The sequence below is a fragment of the Micromonospora sp. MP36 genome, assembly GCF_008119785.1.
Lineage (GTDB): Bacteria > Actinomycetota > Actinomycetes > Mycobacteriales > Micromonosporaceae > Micromonospora.
Window position 1 is genome coordinate 97,286 of sequence record NZ_VSFA01000005.1, and the last position, 22,612, is coordinate 119,897.

17 protein-coding genes are annotated in these 22,612 nt (G+C 70.5%); 13 read left to right on the forward strand and 4 right to left on the reverse strand.

Features of this window, described 5'->3' with window-relative positions; genetic code table 11:
* The first annotated feature begins 5 nt into the window (after nt 1-5).
* The 3 genes from FXF52_RS08070 (at nt 6) to FXF52_RS08080 (ending at nt 4,660) form a co-directional block, all read left to right on the forward strand.
* Nucleotides 6-2,165: a bifunctional diguanylate cyclase/phosphodiesterase gene (locus FXF52_RS08070; RefSeq protein WP_148794983.1), complete on the forward strand. Its 2,160-nt coding sequence runs from the start codon at nt 6-8 to the stop codon at nt 2,163-2,165.
* Nucleotides 2,166-2,211: 46 nt separating this feature from the next.
* Nucleotides 2,212-2,712, forward strand: a complete 501-nt coding sequence (locus FXF52_RS08075; RefSeq protein WP_148794985.1) for a DUF456 domain-containing protein — start codon at nt 2,212-2,214, stop codon at nt 2,710-2,712.
* 382 nt (nt 2,713-3,094) lie between these two features.
* A complete protein-coding gene (locus FXF52_RS08080) occupies nt 3,095-4,660 on the forward strand; it encodes an amino acid permease (RefSeq protein ID WP_148794987.1) in 1,566 nt (521 codons plus the stop codon).
* Nucleotides 4,661-4,712: 52 nt separating this feature from the next.
* Here the strand turns inward: FXF52_RS08080 and FXF52_RS08085 are convergent, their stop codons facing one another.
* Together FXF52_RS08085 and FXF52_RS08090 are read right to left on the reverse strand one after the other, a co-directional pair.
* Nucleotides 4,713-5,261 carry a winged helix-turn-helix domain-containing protein gene (locus FXF52_RS08085; protein WP_148794989.1) on the reverse strand — a complete coding sequence of 183 codons (549 nt, stop codon included), beginning with the start codon at nt 5,259-5,261 and terminating at the stop codon, nt 4,713-4,715.
* Nucleotides 5,262-5,597: 336 nt separating this feature from the next.
* Nucleotides 5,598-9,311 (reverse strand): S8 family serine peptidase, encoded by a 3,714-nt coding sequence (locus FXF52_RS08090; protein WP_187413380.1) that lies wholly within the window; start codon nt 9,309-9,311, stop codon nt 5,598-5,600.
* Nucleotides 9,312-9,553: 242 nt separating this feature from the next.
* Between FXF52_RS08090 and FXF52_RS08095 the strand changes: the two genes are divergently transcribed.
* From FXF52_RS08095 to FXF52_RS08105, 3 genes are all read left to right on the forward strand, one after another.
* Entirely contained in the window at nt 9,554-10,621 is a 1,068-nt protein-coding gene (locus tag FXF52_RS08095; protein WP_148794993.1) for a helix-turn-helix transcriptional regulator, read from the forward strand.
* Nucleotides 10,622-10,637: 16 nt separating this feature from the next.
* Nucleotides 10,638-11,648 carry a helix-turn-helix transcriptional regulator gene (locus FXF52_RS08100; protein ID WP_187413381.1) on the forward strand — a complete coding sequence of 337 codons (1,011 nt, stop codon included), beginning with the start codon at nt 10,638-10,640 and terminating at the stop codon, nt 11,646-11,648.
* A 314-nt stretch (nt 11,649-11,962) separates the two neighbouring features.
* Nucleotides 11,963-15,940 (forward strand): carboxypeptidase regulatory-like domain-containing protein, encoded by a 3,978-nt coding sequence (locus tag FXF52_RS08105; RefSeq protein ID WP_148794997.1) that lies wholly within the window; start codon nt 11,963-11,965, stop codon nt 15,938-15,940.
* A gap of 295 nt (nt 15,941-16,235) precedes the next feature.
* On the opposite strand, the gene FXF52_RS08110 is transcribed toward FXF52_RS08105, so the two are convergent.
* On the reverse strand, nt 16,236-16,430 hold the full coding sequence (locus FXF52_RS08110; RefSeq protein WP_148794999.1) for a DUF397 domain-containing protein: 195 nt from the start codon (nt 16,428-16,430) through the stop codon (nt 16,236-16,238).
* Nucleotides 16,427-17,194: a DUF5753 domain-containing protein gene (locus tag FXF52_RS08115; protein ID WP_148795001.1), complete on the reverse strand. Its 768-nt coding sequence runs from the start codon at nt 17,192-17,194 to the stop codon at nt 16,427-16,429. The genes FXF52_RS08110 and FXF52_RS08115 overlap by 4 nt, the downstream gene beginning before the upstream one ends.
* Before the next feature lie 191 nt (nt 17,195-17,385).
* On the opposite strand from FXF52_RS08115, the gene FXF52_RS08120 reads away from it, so the two are divergent.
* The 7 genes from FXF52_RS08120 to FXF52_RS08150 all read left to right on the forward strand — a co-directional run bounded on the left by FXF52_RS08120 (nt 17,386) and on the right by FXF52_RS08150 (nt 22,540).
* On the forward strand, nt 17,386-17,568 hold the full coding sequence (locus FXF52_RS08120; RefSeq protein ID WP_148795003.1) for a hypothetical protein: 183 nt from the start codon (nt 17,386-17,388) through the stop codon (nt 17,566-17,568).
* Nucleotides 17,565-17,858 (forward strand): hypothetical protein, encoded by a 294-nt coding sequence (locus FXF52_RS08125; protein WP_255471806.1) that lies wholly within the window; start codon nt 17,565-17,567, stop codon nt 17,856-17,858. Before FXF52_RS08120 ends, FXF52_RS08125 begins: the two co-directional genes overlap by 4 nt.
* Nucleotides 17,858-18,106, forward strand: a complete 249-nt coding sequence (locus FXF52_RS08130) for a flavin reductase (RefSeq protein WP_148795007.1) — start codon at nt 17,858-17,860, stop codon at nt 18,104-18,106. Before FXF52_RS08125 ends, FXF52_RS08130 begins: the two co-directional genes overlap by 1 nt.
* Nucleotides 18,107-18,208: 102 nt before the next feature.
* The gene (locus tag FXF52_RS08135; protein WP_148795009.1) at nt 18,209-19,573 is read left to right on the forward strand and encodes a glutamine synthetase family protein; all 1,365 of its coding nucleotides are present in this window, start codon (nt 18,209-18,211) and stop codon (nt 19,571-19,573) included.
* Nucleotides 19,574-19,601: 28 nt separating this feature from the next.
* Complete coding sequence (locus FXF52_RS08140; protein ID WP_148795011.1) at nt 19,602-20,957, forward strand: aldehyde dehydrogenase; 1,356 nt, start codon at nt 19,602-19,604, stop codon at nt 20,955-20,957.
* 4 nt (nt 20,958-20,961) lie between these two features.
* Nucleotides 20,962-21,729 carry a 3-oxoacyl-ACP reductase gene (locus FXF52_RS08145; RefSeq protein ID WP_148795013.1) on the forward strand — a complete coding sequence of 256 codons (768 nt, stop codon included), beginning with the start codon at nt 20,962-20,964 and terminating at the stop codon, nt 21,727-21,729.
* Between the two features lie 106 nt (nt 21,730-21,835).
* Nucleotides 21,836-22,540, forward strand: coding sequence for a gamma-glutamyl-gamma-aminobutyrate hydrolase family protein (locus FXF52_RS08150; protein ID WP_148795015.1), 705 nt, complete (start codon nt 21,836-21,838; stop codon nt 22,538-22,540).
* The last annotated feature ends 72 nt before the right edge of the window (nt 22,541-22,612 follow it).

Consider the following 22,612-nt stretch of genomic DNA (forward strand, 5'->3'; position numbering starts at 1 on the left):
CCGACATGCGCGCCCCCGACGGGGACGACCTCAGCCGGCCGGGTGCCGCCGCGTACGCCGCGGAATGGGCCCGGGCGGTGCGGCGGCTCGGGTTCGTACCGATGAGCGTGGCCGAGACCGAGCGGCTGCTGCTGGCGCACGCCGTACGCCTGGGCCAGGCGCTGCGCGCCCCGACCTTCGCCGCCGAGGCCGGAGAGGACGTGGGGCGGGCCCTGGTGGCGGCGCACCTCACCGAGCCGGGGGTGCTGGACTGGTCGGTGCGGGCGCTCGGCGACCGCTTCCTGGCCTCGGTGCTGCCGAGCCACGCGGAGCTGCCCGAAACGCGGGACCGGGTCGCCGCCCTGCAGGGCGCGCTCGCCGCCGGCTTCGCCCGGGCGCTGCGCGACCGTACCTTCCAGCAGCAGGAGCGGATCGCCCGCTCGGCCTGGCAGGCCCGGGACGCGGTGGAGCAGGCTCTCCGGGACAGCGAGGCGCGCTTCCGGGCCGTCTTCGTGGGCGCGGCGATCGGGATCGGCATCGCCGGCGTGGACGGGCGGATCATCGACGTCAACCAGTCGTTCGCGGACATGCTCGGCTACTCGGTCGCCGAGCTGCGCCAGACCAACGTGGCCACGCTGTTCTACACCGACGACGCGGCCGGCATGTGGGAGCTCTACCAGGAGCTGATCGAGGGGAAGCGGGACAGCGCCCGGGTGGAGAAGCGCTACCACCGCAAGGACGGCAGGGTCGTCTGGACCGACCTGGCCGTCTCCCTCATTCGGTACGACGACGGGCGCCCTCGGTTCACCGTCGCCATGATCGAGGACATCACCGAGCGGCACGAGCTCCAGCAGCGGCTGCGCTTCCAGGCGTTGCACGACCCGCTCACCGGCCTGCCCAACCGGACGCTCTTCTTCGAGCGGCTGGGCGAGGTCTTCGACCGGGCCGGTCCGGAGCAGCGGGTCGGGCTCTGCTTCCTCGATCTGGACGGCTTCAAGGCGATCAACGACAGCCTCGGCCACGACCTCGGTGACCGGCTGCTCAAGGTGATCGCCCGGCGGCTGTCCGACTGCGTGGCCGGCCGCGGCCACCTGGTGGCCCGGATGGGCGGCGACGAGTTCGTCATCCTGGTCGACTCCGACGGTGGCCTCGACGACGCGGTGGAGGTGGCCGAGCTGGCTCTGGCCGCGGTGTCCGCCCCGGTCCACGTCGGGACCCAGCAGCTCGCCGTCTCGGCCAGCATCGGCATCGTCGAGTGCCCGGTGGCGGAGACCAGCGTGGCCGAGCTGATGAAGGCGGCCGACACCACGCTCTACTGGGCCAAGGCCGAGGGGCGGGGCCGCTGGGCGGTCTACGACCCGGAGCGCAGCGCGGCGGACATCGCCCGCTCGGCGCTGGCCGCGCGGCTGCCCGCCGCGCTGGACCTGGGCGAGTTCGTGCTGCACTACCAGCCCATCGTGTCGCTGCTCGACGGGTCCATGGTGGCGGTGGAGGCGCTGGTCCGCTGGCAGCACCCGGAGCTGGGCCTGATCGGCCCGGACCGGTTCATCGGGCTGGCCGAGGAGACCGGCCTGATCGTGCGCCTGGGCGCCTGGGTGCTGAAGCAGGCGTGCCGGGACGCGGAGGGCTGGCGGCGGGCGTACCCGGAGGCCCGGCTGGTGGTCAGCGTCAACCTGGCCGCCCGGCAGGCCGACGACCCGGCGATCGTGGAGACCGTCGCCGAGGCGTTGCAGCACACCGGGCTCCCCGCCGGCCTGCTGCAACTGGAGCTGACCGAGAGCGCCGTGATGGGTAGCGGCGGCGAGCCGCTGCGCGCTCTGCACCAGCTCGCGGACCTCGGCGTACGGCTGGCCATCGACGACTTCGGCACCGGGTACTCGAACCTGGCGTACCTGCGGCGGCTGCCGATCCACTGCCTGAAGCTGGCCGGCCCGTTCGTCGAGGGGATCCGGGCCGACGGGGCGGACGCCGTCGCCGACCACCGGGACGAGCGGATCGTCGACGCGCTGGTCCGGCTGGCCCACGCGGTCGAGCTGTGGGTGACCGCCGAGGCGGTGGAGACGGCGGCGCAGGCGGAGCGGCTGCGGGCGCTGCGCTGCGACACCGGGCAGGGCCGCTTCTTCGGCGCCCCGGCCCCGGCCGACCAGATCCGCCGTCGGCTGGCTGGTGAGGAGGCGGCGGCGTGAGCGGCTCGGCACCGGTCGCGCCCACCGCCGGATCAAGGGAGGCGGCGTGGACCTGACCGACACGCAGGCGCTGGTCTCGGTGGTGGCCGGGCTGGCGATCCTGGCCGGGCTGGCCGGGGTGGTGGTGCCCGGGCTGCCGGCGCTGCCGTTGTGCTGGGCCGGGGTGCTGGTGTGGGCGCTCTTCGGCGGCGCCGGCGCGGGCCGCTGGGCGGTGCTCGCCGCGGCCACCGTGGTCGCCGTCGGCGGCGGGGTCGTCAAGTATCTCTGGCCGGGGCGGAACCTCAAGCGGACCGGGGTGCCCACCTCGTCGCTGCTGGCCGGGGGCGTGCTCGGGCTGGTCGGGTTCTTCGTCATCCCGGTGGTGGGTCTGCCGATCGGCTTCGTCGGCGGGATCTGGGGCGCCGAGCGGCTGCGCCTGGGCAGCAACCAGCTCGCCTGGCCGGCGACCGTGCAGGCGCTCAAGGCGGCCGGGCTGTCCATGCTGGTCGAGTTCCTGGCCGGCCTGGTCATCGCCGCGCTCTGGGTCGGCGGGCTGCTGTTCGCCTGATCGGCCGGGCCGGTCGACATCGCCGAGCCGGGCCTGTTCACGGCCGGCGGACCGGGGTGCGACGGCGCGGGCGTCCGGGGTACGGCGAACCGCCGTACATCAGTGAGAGAGAGGTGGACGCCCCGCGCCGTCGCGGACCGGGCGTTGCCGAGCGCCCGGCGGTGGCCCGTCGCGATCGGGCCTGGTCACTGGCTCAAGGATGCCGTCGGCGCCCCGGTGCGGCAACGCATTTCGCGCCGGCGCGAGGGACGCGGGCGGCCAATGGTCTGATCCTGGCCGAATTTTCGGTCGATCTCCATTGACCTGGCTGAGGGTCCGGGCCCATTATCCCGTCAGACGGTGGCGCAGGTCACAGTCTTCGCCCTCCTCAAGGGAGACACCGATGAGCTCAACGATTGAGGACGGAGTAACCCCACCTTCGCCGGTCTCGGACGAGGAACGGCTCGCGCAGCTGGGATACAAGCAGGAGCTGCGTCGAAAGCTGTCCGGCTTCTCCAACTTCGCGGTCTCGTTCTCCATCATCTCGATCCTGGCCGGCGCGATCACGTCGTACGGCATCGCGATGACGGCGGGCGGCCCGCTGGCGATCACCCTGGGCTGGCTCTTCGTCGGCGTCATGGTGATCTTCGTGGCGCTGGCCATGGCCGAGATCTGCTCGGTCTATCCCACCGCCGGTGCCCTCTACTGGTGGGCCGCCGCGCTCGCCAAACGGAACAAGGCGGTCTGGGCCTGGTTCGTCGGCTGGTTCAACTTCCTGGGCGAGGTGGCGGTCACCGCCGCGATCGACTTCGGCGCGGCCATCACCACCTCGGCCTTCCTGAGCCTCGCCTTCGACATGGAGGTGACCGCGGGACGCACCTTCCTGATCTTCCTGGTGATCATCATCGCGCACGGCCTGCTCAACACCTTCGGTGTCAGCCTCGTGCGGCTGCTCTCGGACGTCAGCGCCTGGTGGCACCTCGCCGGCGTCGCGGTCATCGTCATCGCCCTCGCGTTCGTGCCGGACCAGCACAAGCCCATCTCCGAGGTCTTCCTGGAGGTGCGCAACGAGACCGGCTTCACCTTCGCCGGCGCGGCCGGATACGCGGTGCTCATCGGCCTCCTGATGGCGCAATACACCTACACCGGCTACGACGCCAGCGCCCACGTGGCGGAGGAGACCCACGACGCGGCCCGCTCCGCGCCCCGCGGCATCGTGATGTCGGTCGTGGTCTCGGTCATCGCCGGCTTCGTGCTGCTGTTCGCCATCACCTGGTCCATCCAGGACTACGAGGCCGAGCGGACCACCGCGCTCGGTCTGCCCCCGGCGCAGATCTTCATCGACGCGGTGGGGCACGACCTCGGCACGTTCCTGCTCTTCATCTGCGTGGTCGCCCAGTTCTTCTGCGGCATGGCATCGGTCACCGCCAACTCCCGGATGGCGTACGCGTTCAGCCGGGACGGCGCGCTGCCCGGCTCCGGGATCTGGAAGCGGGTCAACCCCCGCACGGGCACCCCGACCAACTCGATCTGGCTCTGCGTCGCCTGCTCGACCCTGCTCGTCCTGCCGTCGCTCTGGAACACCACCGCCTACCTGGCGGCCACGTCGATCGCGGTGATCGGTCTCTACATCGCGTACGTGGCGCCGGTCTTCCTGCGCCGGCGCACGCCGGAATTCCGGGTCGGCCCGTGGAACCTGGGCCGGTGGAGCGCGCCGGTCGGGTGGATCGCCATCGTCTGGGTCGCGGTCATCTGCGTCCTGTTCGTGCTGCCGACCAGCAGCCCGGTCACCGCCAGCACGTTCAACTACACCATCGTCGCGGTCGGCGTCGTGCTCGGCGGTGCCTGGCTCTGGTGGGTGCTCAGTGCCCGGCGCTGGTTCACCGGCCCGCGCCACAACGTGCCGGATCCGGCGATCCCCAGGCCGGCGACGGTCACCGAGCCGGTCACGGAGCCGACCACAGAGTAGGGATCTGCCGCGCGGACCCGAACACATCGATCTGGAGGGCCCGGAAGGCCCATCACTCCCAGATCTGGTTTCGGCTCTCTCGCGCTTCTTCGGCGTTCGTTGACAGCACCGCGCCGGGGTCGACGAGACGCAGGCCGACGCCGCGCACCGCCTGAATCCGCAGCGGGCAGTCCAATTCGTCGAGCTTGCGGCGGAGTCGCTTCACCACCGACCACACGTCGCCCCGGCCGCCGAGGTGGTCGTTGCCCCAGACCGCGCGGTGCAGCGACTCAAAGGTGCAGGTGTGGCCGAGTTGTGCCAGCAGAAGGTACCGAAGCAGGTCGTGCTCGAGGGGTGACAGGGGCACGGTGCGCCCGGACCAGGTTGCCACCCGCCTGTCCGAGTCGACCTCCAGGACGGCATCAGCCGTTCCTGCGGGGGCTCGCGGAAGCGGCTCGACGACGCGTGGACGGACTGACGGGGCTTCGGTGGGCGGGGCGCTGCTGACAAGTAGCGACAGGAGTTCCTCCGGCGACGAGACCAGCAGCACCGGAGCATGGCCGATCACCAGCGATGCCAGGCGCACTCTCTCCTCCCTCGAGGAGGCGATCGCGATGATCACGGTCGCGCCGTCGTCCCCCGGTGCACCTTCCACCCGGACGTCCTTGATGGACGTCTCCCCGTGAGCGAGAGTCATTTTCCTCCTTTACTGGCCCCGCGCTTGGGTAGCTGTCCCAGGACCACCGATGTCTGATCTTGGTGCGGTTCCGTATGGTCGAGCGCTCGGACGACTGGTCCCGCACTCAGGGCCGCGCATGAAGATGAACCATTTGGCCCCTGGTGACGCAGGTTTTACCAACACCCCTGGCGGGACTTATCGACGGGGATAAGGGGAAGTGGCAGCGGGGATGAATGGCGGTGGGCGGGCGCCGGCGTGTCCACCCACCGCCACGAACGGTCAGTCGACCGACGTGAGCCCGTACGCCCGGATCAGCGTCTGGTCGATGCTGTTGCCGGCCACGTCGGTGGCCTTGACCCGCAGCGACACCGCGCCGGATGTGTTCGCCACGGCCGGGTGATGCACGATGGCGCGCACCGTGCCGTTGTTGAGACTGACCAGGTCGACCTTCGTCCAGGTGCCGCCGTCGTCGTACGACGCCCAGGCCGCCACGCTCCCGATGGCCGGGCCGGTCGCCCCCGGCAGGTGCCCGACGTTGAGGGTGAAGGTGTAGGCCCTGCGGTCATTGGCCCGGTTGTACTGGTCCAGCGCCAGGTGGTAGTCCACCTGTAGCAGCGGCGGGCGCTCCTGCTTCCCCTCGGCTGGCCGGCGCGAGGCGAACGTCCATGTGGTGTTGGCCTCGGTGGCATACCTCGACCATGCGGTGGCGCGCTTTCCGGTGAACTCCAACCGGTACGTCGCCGGGTCGGCCAGGGCCGGGAAGGTGCCGATGGGGGCGGCGTCGATCTCCTTCAGCAGTTGACTGCCCGCGTAGAGCTTGGTACTGAGTTCGTCTCCGGCGGTTTCCCAACCGTGGTGCCCGCCGGAGTCGGAGAACGGGAAGATCGCCATGGAGAACTCGTCCTCGGAGCGCGTGACCTGGGTGTCCACCAGTGCCGTGGCTCCCGGACGGGACGGCCGGCCGAACCAGTTCTCCGACCGCTTCGTCTTGGGCGAGTACCGGGTGTAGGCATCGTGGAACTCGCCGTCGAACGGGGCGTTCGACCAGCCGACGTGCCACCAGTCGGTGTCATTCGCCGATACGTAGTAGGTCCGCTGGAGCGGTCGCGGCACTTCGCGGAGGACGCCGACCGAGAACGTTGGCCATGGGCGGGAGATCTGCCGCACGTCGGCACCGAGCAGTCCGGCGCTGTCCGCCGTGTACCGGGTGTCGATCTCCGCGGTGTTGTTCTCGTTGATCTGGTAGCTCAACGATTGCGGGATGCGCTGCTTTTCCGGCAGCAGCAGGTCGTAGAAGTACGGGCTGACCTGGGTGCCGGACACCCGTACGGTGACCGGGCCCGCGCGGAGAAGGTCGACCAGTTCCAGACCCGGCGCCTGTTCGATGGTGAACGCGGGGATCCGGACGGTGCCGGGGTCACCGGCTCCGGCGAGCAGGAGGCCCGGCTTGTTGTTGAAGATCACCGCACCCCAGGCCCCGGCGTTCTGGGCGTTGGCGACCTTCGACGCGAAGGTCGTCTCCCCACGCGAGATCAACGCGATCTTGCCACGGAGGTCGAGCCCGGCGTAGTCCTCCGGTTTGCCGAGCCCGACGTAGACCAGCGGCAGGGTGCGCTCGCCGTCAACCGGCAATGCGTTACTCATCGGCTGCGGATCGAGCGGGATGCTCTTCGGCTCGATCACCTCTGCCTGCAGACGCGGGGCGACCAGGTCCCACCGGCTGTAGAACTCGAAGTTTCCCTTGTTCACGGTGGTGGTCGGTGAGGCGTAGCCGCGGCTGATCGGTGGGCTCAGCGTGAACGAGCTGTGGAAGTTCCGCTCTCCCATATCCCGGTGGTAGGACAGCGTAAAGGTGGACGGGGCCGTCGGTTCCTCGGTGTTGACCACGATCTGCTTCGTGCTTCTGGCGTCCAGGGTGATGCTTCGGTCCCCGGTGATCTCCAGTTGCGGCTCGGCGACGGTGGCGACCTCCGTCGCGTAAAGGTTGGCCGCATCAGCGGTGGCCAGGTAACCGGCCAGGTTGTAGGTGCCCGGTCGTACCCGGAAGGTGACGGTCGAGGTGTCCTGGGAGAAGTACTTCTGCGTGAACACCCCGGTCTCCAGGCTCCACAGCTCGGCCCAGCTGATCACCGCGGCCGGCCGGCCGTCGCGGGCGATCCCGGAGACAGTCAGGTTGTACATCTCCGGCTCGAGGTACGCGCCGACCGAGGTGTGCACCACGACGTCACCCGCGGTGCCGACCATGTAGCCGCCGTAGAGGTCGAGCGCGCCGGCGGAGGGGTTCATGGTCAGGTCGACCGTGGCGGTGCCACCGGCCGGCACCGTGACGCTCGGCCGGCTGAGGGTGAACATCCCGTCCGGCGCCGGCCCGCCCGCCTTACCCGCTACCTTCAGGGACAGCGCGAGCGTCATGTCGGTCGCGGTGTCGTTGTGGTAGGTGACGGTCTTGGTGACCGGTTGCTGGTCGGTGTGCGGGTAGGGGAAGAAGCCGAGGTCGAGCGTGCCGGGGCTGGCATAGACCTGCTGGGTGTACGCCCGAGCCACGTCCAGCCGGCCGCCGCCCTGCTGGTACACGTTCTGCCCGGACTGGGTCTTGGCGGTCGAGATCAGCACATCCTTCAGCTGCCGGTTGGTGTGGTTCGGGAACCGTTGCGCGAGGATCGCGGCCGCCCCGGCCACGTGCGGCGTGGCCATCGAGGTGCCGTCGAGCTGCTGGTAGTTGCCGTCCACGATGGGGCCGAGCGTGGTGCCCTGTGCGCGGGCGGCGACGATGCCGACGCCGGGAGCGCTGATGTCCGGCTTGATGCCATAGTCACCCAGGCGCGGTCCGCGGCCGGAGAAGCCGGCGAGGCGGTCCTGCTTGTCGACCGCACTGACGGTCAGCGCCTCATTCGCCCACCCCGGGCTCGCAATGGTCGACTCGCCACTGCCCAGGTTGCCGGCGGCGACCACGATCAGCATGCCGCTGGTCTGGCTGATCGAGTCGACCGCCTGCACCAGCGGGTCGTTGCCGTCCGACGGGGCGCTGGTGCCCAGGCTCATGTTGGCGACGTCGGCGCCTTGGGCGGCGGCCCACTCCAGGCCCTCGATGATCTGGTCGAAGGTGCCCGAACCGCCGCTGTTGAGCACCTTGGCGTTGAGCAGGTGCGCGCCGGGGGCAACGCCCTTGCGTACGGTGGGTGCGCCCTCACCGGTGCCGGCCACGATCGACGCCACGTGTGTGCCATGTCCGAAGTGGTCGGCGGTGTCGGCGTCGTCGGAGAAGTTGGCGGCCGCGGTCACCTTGCCGCCATCCAGGTCCGGGTGGCTGTTGTCGATGCCGGTGTCCAGCACCGCTACGGTGACGCCGGTGCCGTCGTAGCCGGCGGCCCAGGCCTGCGGGGCACCGACCTGCGGGACGCTGTCGGCGAGGGTGACCTTCGCCCGGCGGTTGAGCCAGACCTTACGCACCGAGTTGGCGGTCGCGGTCGTGGTCACGCCCGGCTCGGTTCCTGCCAGTGCGGTCCAGAACTGCTTGGCCTGATTCTTGTGCTCCTGCACGGAGCGGGCGTTGATGCTCTCCAGGGTCAGCCGTTTGGTGGTGCCGGGCGGAACGGCGGCGACCGCTGCCTTCGCCCGGGTGGGTGTGTACTGCACGATCAGTGGGAGGGTGGCGGCACGCGTGTCGTCGTAGCCGCTGTCGACCAGGGCCCGGACGTTGAACAGCTCCTCGTCGAGTTTGCCGGCGGCGAGCAGCGACATCGCGTCGCTCGGTATGACGTAGAGCGCCTCGCCGACCTTTCTGGTGGCGTAGCTGACGTTGTGCCGGTCTGATGCCGGCCGTACGGTGGCGGTCGCGTCTCCATTGGACAGAGTGGTCAGGTCGACCACGTCACCGGTCACCAGCGTGACGGTGTTCTTGGCGAGTACGGCGGCCGCTGGCGGCGCGGCCGGTGGGACTTCCGGTTGCGCGGCGGCCGGGGCGGCGGCCGCGAGCATCGTGGCGACGGTCACGGCCGCTACCGCGGCGACAACCGTCCTGGGGCCGGGTCTGCACATTTGTTGCCGTCGATTCATCTGCTCCTCCTCGATGGCGCGGGGGTGGCCGAGAAAGGCCCGCAGGGCGGCTACGATGCCGGTGCGGCTGACATGGACGGAGAACGATGGCTTGATTGACCTTGGCACGGAGGTGACGTATTCCGGAAGGCGTCAAACTTTCCTATTGACGACAATGGCGGGAAAAGGAGACGGTGGACATGGCATCATCGGCCGTGCTCGGCGTACTCGGCCTGAATCAGACCGAACAGGACTTCTACGAGCGACTGATCGGTTGCCCGCCGATGACAGTCGGTCAGCTCGACGAGCTTGCCGACGAATGCGGCTATACCGGTCAGGCCGGCCGCGTCCTGTCGCGACTCGTCCAGCTCGGACTGGTCGCGGCCGTGCCCAGCGATCCCGAGCGCTGGTCGGCCACTCCGCCGAACACCGCCCTGCAGATGCTGCTCAGCGCCCGTGACCGCGCGCTGGCCGAGGCGCGCGGGCAGGTCGCCGACCTGGTCAGCCGGTTCGTTCGGACCGAGATCAATCACGACCACGCGGCCATGGTCGAGGTGATCCGCGGGCGCGAGAAGCACATCCGGCGGTTCTCGGAGCTGCAGCGCGGCGCGCGCCACCAAGTGCGCGCGTGCGACGGGCCGCCATATCCGGCCAACGACGCGGTCCAGCTCAACACCACGGAGGTCGACCAACTGCGAGCCGGGCTCCAGGTCCGGGTCATCTACGACCGCCGGGCACTGGACATCCCTGGCCGGCTGGCCGACCTAGAGGCCGGTATCGCCGCGGGTGAGCAGGCCAGGGTGGCGGACATCCCGCTGAAGATGACGCTGTTCGACGACACGGCGGCGGTCCTGCCGCTGTCCCAGCCACCGGATGTGGAGACGCGACTGGTGGTCCACCACCCGGTACTGCTGGACGCGCTGTCCGCCTTGTTCGAGATCCATTGGCAACACGCGCTGCCGCTGCACGTCAGCGGAGGACGGGCCGAGCTGGACGGGAGCGGAACGACGCCCTCACCCATGGACCGGCACCTGCTCGTGCTGCTGGTCGCCGGTCAAACCGACCAGGAGATCGCCGCCCAGCTCGGCGTTAGCGACCGCACGGTCCGCGCCCGGGTACGTGCCATGATGGCCCGGCTGGATGCAACCACGCGGTTCCAAGCCGGCTACCAGGCGGTGGTACGTGGCTGGCTGACGACCGGCAGCCAGGACTCCCCCGATGCCGTCCCGACCACCACGGCCCCAGCCGATGCCGCCAGACTTCGGTAACCAGGACAACTGTTCGGTGATCGGGCTCGCCCCAGCCGAGCAAACCGCCTACGAGCTGCTGATCGAACGGCCGTCGGCCACACTCGCCGACCTCGACGCGGCGTGGTCCCGGCCCGAGCCGCTGGCCGAGGTGCTGGCCGGCCTCGAAGAACGGTCCCTGATCAGCCGGGAGGCCGGCCCCCCGGTCCGGTTCCAGGCGGCCTCTCCCGCAGCGGCCTTCGGCGCGCTGTTCGCTGACTACGAAGAGCAGCTCGAGCGGGCCCGCCGGCACGTCGCCGTGCTCGACGCCGCCTATCAGGCCCAGCCCGCGGTATCGGACAGCGCCAGCATGGTCGAGGTGATCACCGGACCGCGCGCAGTTCGCCAGCGATGGCTGCAGATCGAGCGAAGCGCCCGCCAACACATCAGCTGCCTGGCCAAGCCGCCCTACCTGTCGACGGCGGGGGGGATGGCGGTCGGGGTGCTCGACAGCACCAACCCTCGCGAACCCGACCGCGATGCGGTGCGCCGCGACCTGATCTGGCGCACCATCTACGACCGCTCGGCCATCAAGCATCCCGGTTCACTGGCCGCCGTGGAGCGCTCGATCCAGGCCGGACAGCTCGCCCGGGTGCTGCCCGACCTGCCGATCAGCCTCTGGTTGGCCGACGCGAAGGTCGCGTTCTTGCCCCTGCAACGCCATACGGCGGCTCAGGACGCAATCATCGTGGTCCACCCCTCGGCGCTCCTGGACGCCCTGGTCTCGCTGTTCGAAGGGCTGTGGCAGCGCGCGCTGCCGCTGCACCGGCCCGCGCCCGGCCAAGCGGAGCCCGATGACACGGGACGCCTCGGGGACGATGGGGACCGACTCATCACCTTGCTCCTGTCGGGGCTCACCGACGAGGCGATCGCGCGTCAACTCGGCCTGTCGCACCGCACGGTGCAGCGACGGGTCGCCGCCCTGATGGCCAATCTCGGCGCACACAGCCGGTTCCAGGCCGGGGTGCGTGCCGCGCTGCAACAGGCACCCCGCTGGTCGGCTGAGTGACTCAGCTCCCCGGCGATGGGCCGAGTGCCATCTGCACCACGTTGGGACGAGGACCCGGCGACGCCGCACGGTGACGACGCACTGACTATCAGTTGGCCGCAAGTTGACCGGATTGCTGCCGAGTTGCCCATGCCGCCGGGTAGCCCCAGCCGTGCCGAGTGATTCATGTTGTTCTATAACCCACGACCGTGGGGTGTCATGCGCGTCCTGTCTCTGCGGGCGCGCTAGTCCATGGAGGTTCCGTGCATACACGAACCAGGCATGCGAGACGCGCGTCAGTCGTGACAGCGGCTCTCGCGGTTCTCGCGACAGCGATGGCGAGCGCAGGACCCGCCGCGTTCGCCGCGCCATCGACCACAGCACCGTCAGCCAACCCGGCCGACAAGCTAACCTCGGCCGTCGAGAAGACGCTCACCACGCACGACTCGGCGGACTTCTGGGTGAAGCTGTCGGCGAAGGCCAACCTGGACGCGGCACCGGACATCGCCGACTGGGGCAAGCGCGGCCAGTACGTCTACGACAGGCTCACCAGCACGGCCAAGACGTCCCAGGCCGACGTGATCCAGCAGCTCGAGGCGAACGGCGTCGACTACGAGAGCTTCTGGATCAGCAACCGCATCCTCGTCGAGGACGGCACGCTGGAGCTCGCCAAGGAGCTCGCCGCCCAGCCCGAGGTCAGCCAGATCGCCGAGACCACGAAGTTCGACCTGGTCGAGCCGGTCAAGCGCGAGAAGGCGTCGGCGAACGCCCCGGCCACGGTCGAGTGGGGCCTCGACTTCATCAACGCCCCTGAGGTCTGGGCCCAGGGCTTCACGGGCGAGGGCATCGTCGTGTCGAGCGTCGACACCGGCGTCCAGTTCGACCACCCGGCGCTCGCCGACGGTTACCGCGGTCGGCAGCCCGACGGGACGATCGACAACAACTACAACTTCTTCGACTCCTCCGGACGGTGCGGCTCGTCCGGCAATCCGTGCGACGTGAACGGGCACGGCACCCACACCATGGGCACCATGATGGGCGACGACGGTCACGGCAACCAGATCGGTGTCGCGCCCGACGCGCAGTGGATCGAGGCCAACGGCTGCGACACCTGCTCGGACGCCGACCTGCTCGAGTCCGGTCAGTGGATCACCGCCCCGACCCGCACGGACGGCACCGCTCCCGACCCGACGAAGCGCCCGCACGTCGTCAACAACTCGTGGGGCTACACCGCCGCCGGGACCATCACCGACTGGTACCAGGACATCACCGACGCGTGGGCTGCCGCCGGCATCTTCGGCGCCTGGTCGGCGGGCAACAGCGGTCCCGGTTGCCAAACGACCTCCTCGCCGGGCGCGAACACTACGAACTACTCGGCGGGCGCGGTCGACTCCACGGGCCACATCGCGTCCTTCTCCTCGCGCGGTCCGGGTGAGGGCGGCGGGATCAAGCCGAACATCTCGGCCCCGGGCGTGAACGTCCGCTCCTCGGTCCCCGGTGGTGGGTACGCGAACTACAACGGCACCTCGATGGCCGCCCCGCACCTCGCGGGCGCCGTCGCCGTACTGTGGAGCGCCGCACCAGCACTGATCGGCGACATCCCGGGCACCTGGGAACTGCTGAACCGGACCGCCCACAACGTCGACGACACCTCGTGCGGCGGCACCGCCGAGAACAACAACGTCTACGGCGAGGGCACGCTCGACCTGGCCGCGCTGATCGACGCTGCGCCGATCGGTGACATGGGCACCGTTGCCGGCACTGTCACCGAGGCCGACGGCGACCCGATCAGCGGGGCGCGCGTGACGGTCGACGGCGAGCACGACCGTACCGTCACCACCGGCACGGACGGCACGTACTCCGTCCGCGTCGCCGTGGGCAACTACCAGGTCTCGGCCTCGGCGTTCGGCTACCTGCCGTCTGCCCCGACCGGCGCCACGGTGACCGTCGACGCGACCACCACGGTGAACATCAACCTCGAGGCCGCGCCACGCCACACCGTGTCGGGCACCGTCACGGACATCGCCACGGGCAACCCGTTCGTCGGCACCACGGTGAGCATCTCCGCACCGATCGACCCGGTCACCACCGACGCCAACGGCACGTTCGCGTTCACCGACGTGCCCGAGGGCACCTACACGATCTCGGTCGAGGGCGGCTCCTGCACGAGCGAGTTCTCGGAGGAGGTCGTCGTCGACGGCGACGAGACGGTCACCGCCGAAATCGCCCGGAGGTACGACGGCTTCGGGTACTTCTGCACGGTCGGCAGCGACGGGCTCGCCACGGGTGACACCCGGGTGAACCTGACCGGTGACGACGCGGCGACCACGGTCCCGCTGCCGTTCTCGTTCCCGTACTACGACGGCGACTTCACGACGGCGTACGTGAGCACCAACGGCCACGTGAACTTCGCCGGGCTCTCGACGGCATACAGCAACGTCGCGATCCCGAGCAGTGCCCTGCCCAACGCGGCGATCTACCCGCTGTGGGACGACCTGTACTTCGACGCCTCGGCGGGTCTGTACACCGCGACCACCCAGGTCGATGGGGTCGACGCGTTCGTGCTCGAGTGGCGTAATGTCACGACCTACGGCAACCGCAACCTGCGGACGAACTTCTCCGTGACCCTCCTGGCGAACGGTGAGATCGAGCTCGGCTACGGGGCGAACTCGGGCGGAGCGGCGGCCGGCAGCTCGGCCACGGTGGGTATCGAGAACGAGAACGGCACCATCGCCCACCAGTTCTCCTACAACACCCCGGCGATCAACGCCGGAATGTCGATCCATTACGACTCCGCGCCGCGGGGCACGGTGGCCGGCACGGTGACCGACCGGAACACGGGTGCGCCGATCTCCGGCGCGACCGTGGCAGTCTCCTCCGAGGCCCAGAGCAAGACCGTGACCACTGGAGCGGACGGCAAGTACTCGACGTCGGTCATCACCGGTGGCTACTCGGTCAAGATCACGGCGCCGAATTACAAGGATGCCACCGGCTCGGTCATGGTCACCGAGGACGCCACCACGGCGTTCGACGCCGCGCTGGCCGCGGGCAAGGTGACCATCGTTTCTGATGGCGACACCCATGCCAATCTGCCGATGGGCGGCTCCCACACCGAGAAGCTCACGATCACCAACGAGGGCACCGCCCCGGCGTCGGTCGATCTGGAAGCCGGCGGCGGCGAGTTCCAGCCGCTCGCCACGCGTGCTCTCACGGCGGTGAAGGGTAAGGCGACCGTCCCGGCGTCGGTGGCCCCGAAGGGGAAGCTGTCGGCGGGCGGCTCGTCGATGTCGCCTTCGAACGTCAAGGGCGAGACGGTGACACCTCAGGCGGCGCAGACCCCGGCCGACGAGATCACCATCACGCACTCCGCGTCGCAGGCGATCACGGCCGGCAACTCGGCGTCGTGCAACAACGGCGCCACCACCCGGAACAACTCGTACCTGCGGACGTTCACGCTGGCCGACTTCGGGCTCAACGGCCTGGACGTGTCGAGCGTGTCGTTCGGCGTGGAGACGAACCGGGGGAACCAACCGCTCACGGTCAACCTCTACACGCTCAATGGCGACCTGCGGTACGCCAACATGACGCTCATCGGCTCGGCCGACGCCACGGTTCCGGCCGGTACCGGCACTTTGGTGACGGTCCCGGTCGAGGGCGCGGTCCCGTCCGGCGGCACCCTGGTGGTCGAGGTGAAGGTCCCTGCCGATGGCTTCTTCTTCATCGGCTCGAACAACGCCGGCCAGACTGCGCCGTCGTACATCGCCTCGGTGGACTGCGGCATCTCCGAGCCGGCCGACACGGCGTCGATCGGTTTCCCGGGCATGCACATCGTGATGAACGTGACGGGTAGCTCGGGCGCTCCGGCGGACTGGGTGTCCTTCGACAACCCGTCCTTCACGCTCAACCCGGGCGAGTCGCGCACGGTGACGGCGACCATGTCGGCCGACGTCGACCAGCCGGGTGCGTACTCCGCCGTGATCGGTGCCAGCACCAACACGCCGTACAACGTGGGTGAGGTGCCGGTGTCGATGAACGTCACAGCCCCGAAGTCGTGGGGCAAGGTCACCGGCACCGTCACCTCGGCAAACGGCCAGCCGCTCGGTGGGGCCATCGTCCAGGTGAACGGCGGCAAGGGATACCGCAAGACGCTGGTCACCGAGAGTGACGGTACGTACGCGTACTGGATCGACTCGACGGTGAGCCCGCTCACGCTGGTCGTCGCGGCCGAGGGCCACGCGCCTGCGACGAAGAAGGTCACGCTCAAGGCGGGCCAGACGGTCAGGGCGGACTTCTCGCTCGACCCGCTCCGGTAGCGCATACACGGGGCGCGCCGTAGCGCGTCCCGTAGCGCGCCTCCTGTACGACGACGGCCCGGTCACCATCCAGGTGGCCGGGCCGCCGTCGTGCATCGAACGGACCTGAGCGGCCTGCTCCGCCGGCATCAGGATCAGGGAGACTCCCGGCTCGCTGGCCCCACGACGACCATCGATGTGTCCGATGGTCCCGCCAGGCACGGCGGTTGGTGAGCAGCGGAGACAGTTCCTGGGCAGACGACCGAGAAGGTCCCCCAGCACGGAGGCGGGAGGACCTTCTGGAGTGCTGCCCAAATCAGCCCACGGGGCCGATCTGCTTTGCCAGGTTGACGAAGGACTGCCACGACGAGGGGGCGACGTGGAGGGTGCCGCCCTCCCGGTCCTTGGTGTCGCGCACCAGCACGACGCCTGGCAGGTTGTCGGCCACCTCTACGCATGACCCGCCGTTGTTGCCGCTCTTCGTGCTCTTGCGCCACTGCGCGCCGGTCATGTCCATGATCCTGCCGCTTTCCTGATCAGGTCTAGGGACTGGGTTCGGGACAGGGCCTCACCCCTGATGCGCTCCCATCTCCGACTCAGCGTAGCAACGTCCGCAGCATCATTTACGATCTGCGCTCGCGCTTGGCTGTCGGCGTGAGCGACGTGCTCCCCGGCGGGCAACTCAGCGATGATGAAGCCTCCGCCGAGGCCCGGATACATTCCGACGTCCTTCGGCACCACGTGCACTTGCACTGAAGGCAGCGCCGCGCACGCGGCCAGGTGCTCGACCTGCTTGCGCATCAGGTCGCGGTCACCGTAGGCCGACTGGTAGAGCACCCCCTCGAAGACGACGGCGATGAGCAACGGAGGACGGTCGCGTCGCAGGATGACCTGCCGACCTATCCGCGACGCGACGAGCTCGTCAACCTCGCTCGGCGTCAGGGCCTCGCCCGAGAGCGTCGCCCGTGCGTATTCCTCGGTCTGGAGGAGGCCGGGTATCCACGTGTGCTCGAACCAGCGCAGCGCGACCGCCTCGCGTTCCCAGTCGACCCACTCGCGAAGCCAATGCGGCTCGCGTCGTTTCAGGACATCCGGCCAAAGGTCCCCAACGTCCCGGCCAAGGAGCGCGGCCACCTGAGCACGTCGACGAGGTTGTGGAACCCGTCCCGGCGAGATCCAACGTGCTGCCGTCTTCGGATCTACGCCCGTTTGAGCTGCCAGGCTCTCGGCTGTCTCGCCAGCTTCGGCCATGGCTGCTTGTAGTGAGTGGTTCATCCCGTCCCCAAGGAGGATGTCCTGAACGTCCTCTGAGAATAAATGAACGTCGTGTACTGGTCCCGTTGCGCTGGGCAGTGTGTCACTCACGCGGGTCCGCTCGGCCGCAGGCGAGCAGTTGGGCGGGCTCCTGCCGGGGTCGCCCCGCACCCGATCGTGGGGCGGCCCCCTCCAATCACGAGGAGGTCGATGTGCGTACCCGTTGGTTCCGGTGCCGGACCAAAGAGCTGCCGACGCTGCCGAAGCGCGAGCCGGGCACTAACCTGCCGGCGTGGATGCGGGAGCCGACCCGGGTGTTCCCCACGCTCCAGCCCGGTCGCCCGGGCCGGTTGACGCCGGGGCAGGAGTGGCGGGCGAACGGGGGCCGCTGGTGACCCGCCCCGGTGGCGTGCTCACCGCCACCGCCCATGTCGGCCGCCAGCCGACATGGGACTGCGAACGCTGCGGTGATCCCCGGCCCTGCCCGACCCTCCGGCGGATCCCCCGGGAACAGCTCGACCCGGCGGCGTGGACCCCGGCCGTGTCGGTGATCCTCCAGAGCGCGATCCGGGACCTGCGCGGACGCCCCGAGGGGCCGGAGCCGCCCGAGATCGTGCTGCGGTTCCTCTGGTTCCTGCCGCTGGTCGACGAGGAAGCCCGCGCCATCGCGCGGCGGATGCGGTGATGGGTCGCCGCGTCATCCCGCACGTTCCGACGCGCCCGCTCTGGCGGTGCCGGAACTGTGGCGCGGAGTGGCCCTGCCAGCCGGCCCGGTTGTCGCTGCTGGTCGAGTACCGGGGGAATCGCACCGGACTGCTGCTCTACCTCGGTGGGCTGATGGCCGAGGCCCGGGAACAGCTCGCCCAGCTCAACCCGGACCACGTCCCGGACCTGCACCACCGCTTCATCGCCTGGGCGCGGGTCCGCGACTGACGGCGTGACACCCCGAAGCGGCGGGACCGGTCGATCACGTCCGGAGGGAGCATTGACGGTGATCCGGTTCTGCGCGTAGACCTTTCCCATGGAGGCGCACCCATGAGGAAAGCCCCGCTCACGCTGGAACAGCTGCGCGTCGCGGTCGCCGACGGCGAGCTCGACACGGTGGTGCTGGCCCTGACCGACATGCAGGGCCGGCTCCAGGGCAAACGGTTCCACGCCCCGTACTTCCTCGACCAGGTGGTCGCGCACGGCAGCGAGGGCTGCAACTATCTGCTCGCCGTCGACGTCGACATGAACACCGTCGACGGGTACGCGATGTCCAGCTGGGAACGCGGCTACGGCGACTTCGCGCTCAAGCCCGACCTGGGCACGCTGCGCCGGATGCCGTGGCAGCCGGGCAGCGCCCTGCTCCTGGCCGACCTCGAGTGGCTGGATGGCTCCGGTCCGGTGATCGCCTCACCCCGGCAGATCCTGCGCCGGCAGCTCGACCGGCTGGCCGGGCACGGGCTGACCGCGTACGCCGGGACCGAGCTGGAGTTCGTGCTGTTCCGCGACTCGTACGAGGAGGCGTGGCGGCGCGGCTACCGCGATCTGACGCCGGCCAACCAGTACAACGTGGACTACTCGCTGCTCGGCACCGCCCGGGTGGAGCCGCTGCTGCGCCGGATCCGCACCGAGATGGCCGGGGCGGGACTGACCCCGGAGAGCGCCAAGGGCGAGTGCAACCTCGGCCAGCACGAGATCGCCTTCCGCTACGACGAGGCGCTGGCCTGCGCCGACCACCACGTCATCTACAAGAACGGGGCGAAGGAGATCGCCGCCCAGGAGGGCATGTCGATCACCTTCATGGCCAAGCCGAACGCGCGGGAGGGCAGCTCCTGCCACATCCACTTCTCGCTGCGCGACGCCGCCGGCCGCTCCGCCCTGCTCGGGGACGGGCCGGCGCACCTCAGCGAGACCGGGCGGCGGGTGCTGGCCGGCCTGCTCGCCACCATGCGCGAGTTCAGCCTCTTCTTCGCCCCGAACGTCAACTCCTACAAGCGCTACCAGCCGGGCTCCTTCGCCCCGACCGCGCTGCGCTGGGGCACCGACAACCGCACCTGCGCGCTGCGCCTGGTCGGGCACGGCCAGGGCATGCGGGTGGAGAACCGGGTGCCCGGCGCGGACGTCAACCCCTACCTGGCGATCGCCGCGCTGGTGGCCGGCGCGGTGTACGGCATCGAGCGGGAGCTGGAGCTGGGCGAGGAGTGCACCGGCAACGCGTACGACGACGGGGCCGCGGCGCGGGTGCCGGGCACCCTGCGCGACGCGCTCGCTCTCTGGGAGTCCTCCGAGGTGGCCCGGGACGCCTTCGGCACCGAGGTGGTCGCCCACTACGCCAACCAGGCCCGGGTCGAGCTGACCGCCTTCGACGCCGCCGTGACCGACTGGGAACTGGTCCGTGGCTTCGAACGTCTCTGATCCGCCGCGACGTGCAGGAGGAGGGCATGTGACCGAGGTGCGGAACCCGGCGACGGGGGAGGTGCTGCGCGAGGTGCCGGCCACCTCGGCGAACGAGACCGACGCGGCGATCGCCCGGGCGGCCCGGGCGTACGAGTCGTGGCGGGCGGTGGCGCCGGGGGACCGGGCGCGCCTGCTGCGACGGTTCGCCGCCGTGGTGGACGCGCACCTTGGGGAACTGGCCCTGCTGGAGGTCCGCAACGCGGGCCACACCATCGGCAACGCCCGCTGGGAGGCGGGCAACGTCCGGGACGTCCTCGACTACTACGCCGGCGCGCCGGAGCGGCTCACCGGGCGGCAGATCCCGGTGCCCGGCGGGCTGGACGTCACCTTCCACGAACCGCTCGGCGTGGTCGGCGTGATCGTGCCGTGGAACTTCCCGATGCCCATCGCCGGCTGGGGCTTCGCGCCCGCCCTCGCCGCCGGCAACACGGTGGTGCTCAAGCCGGCCGAGCTGACCCCGCTCACCGCGCTGCGCCTGGCCGACCTCGCGCTGGAGGCCGGGCTCCCGGAGGGCGTGTTCACCGTCCTGCCCGGGCAGGGGAGTGTGGTCGGGGAACGGTTCGTCACCCACCCGGCGGTCCGCAAGGTCTGCTTCACCGGCTCCACCGAGGTCGGCACCCGGATCATGGCCGGCTGCGCGGCCCAGGTGAAGCGGGTGACGCTGGAGCTGGGCGGGAAGTCAGCCAACCTGGTCTTCGCCGACGCCGACGTGGCGAAGGCGGCGGCCACCGCGCCGTACGCGGTCTTCGACAACGCCGGCCAGGACTGCTGCGCCCGCTCCCGGATCCTGGTCCAGCGCCCGGTGTACGACCGCTTCCTGGAACTGCTCGAACCGGCCGTGCGCGGCCTCCGGGTCGAGGACCCGGCCGCCGAGACGGCCGAGATGGGACCGCTGATCTCCGCCGGGCACCGGGAGCGAGTCGCCGGGTACGTCGACGGGGCGAAGGTGGCCTTCACCGGCTCCCGCCCCGACGGCCCCGGCTGGTGGTACGCCCCGACCGTGCTGCTCGCCGACTCGCCGGCCGACCGGCACTGGCGCGAGGAGGTGTTCGGCCCGGTGGTCTCGGTGCTCCCCTTCGACGACGAGGCGGACGCGATCCGGCTGGCCAACGACACCGAGTACGGCCTGTCCGGCTCGATCTGGACCCGGGACGTGGGCCGGGCGGTCCGGGTGGCCCGGGCCGTGGAGTCCGGCAACCTGAGCGTGAACTCGCACTCCTCGGTGCGCTACTGGACCCCGTTCGGCGGGATGAAGCGCTCCGGGCTCGGCCGGGAGCTGGGTCCGGACGCGCTGCACGCCTTCACCGACGTCAAGAACGTGTTCATCTCGACAGAGGAGTGACGCAGTGCAGGGACGGCTGGAGGACCGGGTCGCGGTGGTGACCGGAGCGGGCAGCGGCATCGGGCTGGCCACCGTACGGCGGTTCGCCGCCGAGGGGGCCCGGGTGGTCTGCGTCGACATCGACACCGAGGCGGGCAAGCGGGCCGCCGACGAGGTGGGCGGCGAGTTCGTCGCCTGCGACGTGGCCGACGAGAGCTCAGTCCGGGACCTGTTCGACGGGGTGGCCGAGCGGCACGGCCGGGTCGACGTGGCGTTCAACAACGCCGGCATCTCGCCGCCGGACGACGACTCCATCCTGGACACCGGGCTGGACGCCTGGGAGCGGGTGCTGCGGGTCAACACCACCAGCGTCTACCTGTGCTGCAAGTACGTCATCCCGCACATGCGCCGCCAGGGCAAGGGATCGATCATCAACACCGCCTCGTTCGTCGCGCTGATGGGCGCGGCGACCTCGCAGATCGCGTACACGGCGAGCAAGGGCGGGGTGCTCGCGATGACCCGGGAGCTGGGCGTGCAGTTCGCCCGGGAGGGGATCCGGGTCAACGCGCTCTGCCCCGGCCCGGTGGCCACGCCGCTGCTGCTGGAGCTGTTCGCCAAGGACCCGGAGCGGGCGGCCCGCCGCCTCGTCCACGTGCCGATGGGCCGGTTCGGCAACCCGGCGGAGATCGCCGCCGCGGTGGCCTTCCTGGCCAGCGACGACGCGTCGTTCATGACCGCCGCCCAGTTCGTGGTGGACGGCGGGATCACCGGCGCCTACGTGACACCCCTGTGAGCGCGAGGATGCGCATTCCGGGGCGGCTCGCGTGGGACGCGGCCGAGCCGGAATGCGCGCTTGAGCCGGGTTTGCGAGCCCCGCAGTCGCGAACGGTGCCGGCCCGGTGAGCCGGCCGCTGATCGGGATCACCGCGTACGTCGAGCCGGCCGGCTGGGCGGTGTGGCGGGACGTCCCGGCGGCGCTGGTGCCGCAGGCGTACGTCCGGGCGGTGACCGCCGCCGGCGGCCGGGCCGTGGTGCTGCCCCCAGACGACGGGGACGCGGACGTGCTGCGGGTCCTCGACGGGCTGCTGCTGGCCGGCGGCGCGGACGTCGGCCCGGAGCGGTACGGGCAGCCACCCGACCCGCGCACCGAGAGCCGGCCGGACCGGGACGCGGGTGAGCTGGCTCTGCTGACCGCCGCGCTCGCCGCCGACCTGCCGGTGCTCGGGGTGTGCCGGGGCATGCAGCTGCTCGCGGTCGCCCACGGTGGCGCGCTGCACCAGCACCTGCCGGACGTGGTCGGCCACGACGGGCACCGGCCGGCCCCCGGGACGTACGGCGGCCACCCGGTCCGGTTCGCCCCCGGCAGCCTGGCCGGAGCGGTGATGGCCGGGGTGGACCGCGTCAACTCGTACCACCACCAGGGGGTGGCCGACCCGGGCGGCCTGACCGCCACCGGCTGGGCCGACGACGGGGTGGTGGAGGCCGTCGAGGACCCGGGGCGACGCTTCCTGCTCGGGGTGCAGTGGCATCCGGAGAACGACCCCGATCCCCGGCCGGTGGCCGCCCTGGTCCGCGCAGCCAGCGGCGAGCGGGTGACGGAGTGACCCGGATCACCGGCCCGCGCCGGGGTGCCGCGGCGACGTGCCGCCCGGGTCGCGGTCGGTTCGCGGTTACGC

Coding starts and splice junctions, on each gene's coding strand:
- FXF52_RS08070 (WP_148794983.1), top strand. CDS start 6: ATGCGCGCCCCCGACGGGGACGACCTCAGCCGGCCGGGTGCCGCCGCG.
- FXF52_RS08080 (WP_148794987.1), top strand. CDS start 3,095: ATGAGCTCAACGATTGAGGACGGAGTAACCCCACCTTCGCCGGTCTCG.
- FXF52_RS08095 (WP_148794993.1), top strand. CDS start 9,554: ATGGCATCATCGGCCGTGCTCGGCGTACTCGGCCTGAATCAGACCGAA.
- FXF52_RS08105 (WP_148794997.1), top strand. CDS start 11,963: ATGGCGAGCGCAGGACCCGCCGCGTTCGCCGCGCCATCGACCACAGCA.
- FXF52_RS08110 (WP_148794999.1), bottom strand. CDS start 16,430: ATGACCGGCGCGCAGTGGCGCAAGAGCACGAAGAGCGGCAACAACGGC.
- FXF52_RS08115 (WP_148795001.1), bottom strand. CDS start 17,194: ATGAACCACTCACTACAAGCAGCCATGGCCGAAGCTGGCGAGACAGCC.
- FXF52_RS08130 (WP_148795007.1), top strand. CDS start 17,858: ATGGGTCGCCGCGTCATCCCGCACGTTCCGACGCGCCCGCTCTGGCGG.
- FXF52_RS08135 (WP_148795009.1), top strand. CDS start 18,209: ATGAGGAAAGCCCCGCTCACGCTGGAACAGCTGCGCGTCGCGGTCGCC.